At 60.6% G+C, this 3,016-nt stretch carries 2 protein-coding genes; both read right to left on the bottom strand.

What is annotated here, in order from left to right:
• Position 1 precedes the first annotated feature (1 nt).
• The gene (locus AWC08_RS28960) at positions 2–2,935 is read right to left on the bottom strand and encodes an MMPL/RND family transporter (RefSeq protein WP_046187034.1); all 2,934 of its coding nucleotides are present in this window, start codon (positions 2,933–2,935) and stop codon (positions 2–4) included.
• Positions 2,932–3,016 (bottom strand): MmpS family transport accessory protein (locus AWC08_RS39465; RefSeq protein WP_218621756.1); only part of this gene is annotated, 85 nt, incomplete at its 5' end. The genes AWC08_RS28960 and AWC08_RS39465, both read right to left, overlap by 4 nt.

Raw genomic sequence — 3,016 nt, forward strand, 5'->3', positions numbered from 1 at the left:
CTTAGTAGTGCGGTGAGGCCGCCGGGAACCGGTCGGTGGTCGCCGACTGCGGGTCATCTTGCCGGGGCAGCAGGTAGGCGCGAACCGCCGAACGTGGCCCGTAGGGCCGAAGTAGCTGGCTGGCCGGGCGAGTGCGTACTTGTTGCGGCCACCAGAACCAGCGCCCCAGCAGCGCGGCGACGGACGGCATCATGAATGAGCGCACGATCAGGGTGTCGAACAGCAGACCCAGGCCGATGGTGGTGCCGACCTGCCCGACGACTTTCAAATCGCTGAATATGAACGAGGCCATGGTGGCGGCGAAGACCAGGCCCGCAGACGTCACCACCGCACCGGTGCCGGCCATCGAGCGGATGATTCCGGTTTTCAAACCGGCACCGATTTCTTCTTTGAAACGGGACACCAGCAGCAGGTTGTAGTCGGATCCGACGGCCAGCATCAAGATGATGGACATCGCCAGCACCATCCAGTGCAGTTTGAAGCCGATGATGTCCTGCCACACCAGCACGGACAGTCCGAACGAGGCGCCCAACGAGATCAGCACCGTGCCCACGATGGTGACCGCGGCGACCAGGCTTCGGGTGATGATCAGCATGATGATCAAAATCAGGCTGGCCGCAGCTATTGCCGCGATCATCAGGTCGTATTTGGAGCCGTCGCGCATGTCCTTGTAGACCGCGGCGGTGCCGGCAAGGTAGATCTTGGCGCCCTCCAGCGGAGTTCCCTTGATGGCTTCCTTGGCTGCGTTCTTGATCGGCTCGACGTGCGAAATGCCTTCCGGGGTCGCGGGATCCCCTTCATGGGAGATGATGAAGCGGGCCGCGTGCCCGTCCGGCGACAGGAACATCTTCAGACCGCGCTTGAAGTCGGGGTTGTCGAAGACTTCCGGCGGGATGTAGAACGAGTCGTCGTTCTTGGCGGCGTCGAAGGCCTGGCCCATGGCGGTCGAGTTTTGGCTCATCACGTCCATCTGGTCATACAGCGACGACATCGAGCTGTGCATGGTCAGCATCATTTGCTTCATGGTCGTCATGGTGGCGATCATGGGCGGCATCTGCGCCAGCATCTGCGGCATCAAGGCGTCCAGCTGAGATATGTCGCCGGCAAGATAGGTGAATTTTTCGGTGATCTGATCCAGACCGTCGAGCGCGTCGAAGAGGGATCGCAGCGACCAGCAGCCCGGGATGTCGAAGCAGTGCTTTTCCCAGTAGAAGTAGCTGCGAATCGGCCGGAAGAAATCATCGAAGTTGGCGATGTTGTCGCGCAATGTGTTTGTGACATCCAACATTTCATGCGTGAGGCCGTCCATGTGGTGGGTGACCGCGGCCATCTGCGAGGTGATGTTGTACATGCGCTGCATGGTGTCGATGGACTGTTGCATCGCGTCGGCCTGCTTGAGCATGTCGTCCATGCGCTGGTGCATGTACTGCTGGTTTTCGACCTGCGTGGTGTTTTGCATGCTGATCTGGAACGGGATTGAGGTGTGCTCGATCGGCGTTCCCAGCGGCCGGGTGATCGCCTGGACGCGCGCGACACCCGGGATGTGGAAGACCCCCCTGGCGATCCGGTCCAACACCAGCATGCCCGCCGGGTTGCGCATGTCGTGATCGGTCTCGATCATCAACAATTCCGGATTCATCCGGGACGCGGGGAAATGCCGTTCGGCGGCGGCGTAGCCGATATTCGCGGGGACGCTCGGGGGTAAATACAGCCGGTTGTCGTAATTGGTTTGATAACCGGGTAGGGCGAGTAGACCGATGAGGGCGATCGCGACTGACACCGCGAGAATTGGCCCGGGCCAGCGCACGATCGCGGTGCCCACCCGTCGCCATCCCCGGGTCCGCATCTTGCGCTTAGGATCGAACAGCTTGAAGAAACTGCCGACGGTCAGGACCGCCGGACCCAAGGTCAGCGCGGCAGCAACGGCGACCAGCATCCCGACCGCACAAGGGATACCCATAGTCTGGAAATACGGAAGCCGGGTAAAGCTCAGGCAATACATCGCACCGGCAATAGTCAGGCCAGAGCCAAGGACGACGTGCGCGGTTCCGTGGAACATGGTGTAGAAGGCTTTTTCGCGGTCCTCGCCTAGGCCGCGCGCCTCTTGATATCGGCCGAGAATAAAGATCGCATAGTCTGTCCCAGCGGCGATGGCCAACAGCACCAAAATATTAACCGCGAAGGTCGACAATCCCATGATGTTGTTGTAGGCCAGGAAAGCGACAACCCCCCGAGCCGCCATCACCTCGATCACCACCATGAACAACGTGCTGAACACGGTGATAATCGAGCGGTATACCCACAGCAACATCACGATGATCACCACGAAGGTGATGATCGTGACCTTCTGGAGGCTCTTTTGTCCGGCCCAGTGCTGATCGGCGATCAACGCCCCAGCGCCGGTCACATAGGCCTTGACCCCCGACGGCGCAGGCACACTGTCCACGATCTTGCGGACCGCCGCGACAGACTCGCTGGCCAGGCTCTCGCCCTGGTTACCAGCAAGATACGCCTGCACATAGGCGGCCTTGCCGTCAGAGCTTTGCGAACCGGCGGCCGTCAGCGGATCCCCCCAGAAGTCCTGGACGTGCTGGACGTGCTTCGTGTCAGCCTCGAGTTTGCGGACGATCTGGTCGTAGAAATGGTGGGCCTCATCGCCCAGCGGCTTGTCACCTTCCAGCACGATCATGACCGCACTGTCACTGTTGAATTCGTTGAATACTTTGCCGATGCGCTTCATCGCTTGCATCGACGGCGCGTCCTTGGGGCTCATCGACACGGTGTGTTCTTCGGCGACCGCGTCCAGCGATGGAACCAAGACGCTGAGGACGACGACAAGCCCCACCCAGGCAAAGACGACGGGCACCGCGAGTTTGTGGACCGTTCGCGCGAAAACCGGCATATGCGGCAGCCCTGCGGCCCGGTCATCGGTCATGCGGACTTCACTATGCAGAACGTTTGCGCATTCATACCCTGACTCGACCTTTCGTCCTTGACCACCTCGTCCACGATGATC

Origin of the sequence: Mycobacterium gordonae (assembly GCF_002101675.1) — a bacterium.
Classification (GTDB): Bacteria; Actinomycetota; Actinomycetes; order Mycobacteriales; family Mycobacteriaceae; genus Mycobacterium; species Mycobacterium gordonae.

What these genes read in the sequence shown, in the direction of transcription:
- AWC08_RS28960 (WP_046187034.1), bottom strand. Translation starts at nt 2,935, where the DNA reads ATGACCGATGACCGGGCCGCAGGGCTGCCGCATATGCCGGTTTTCGCG.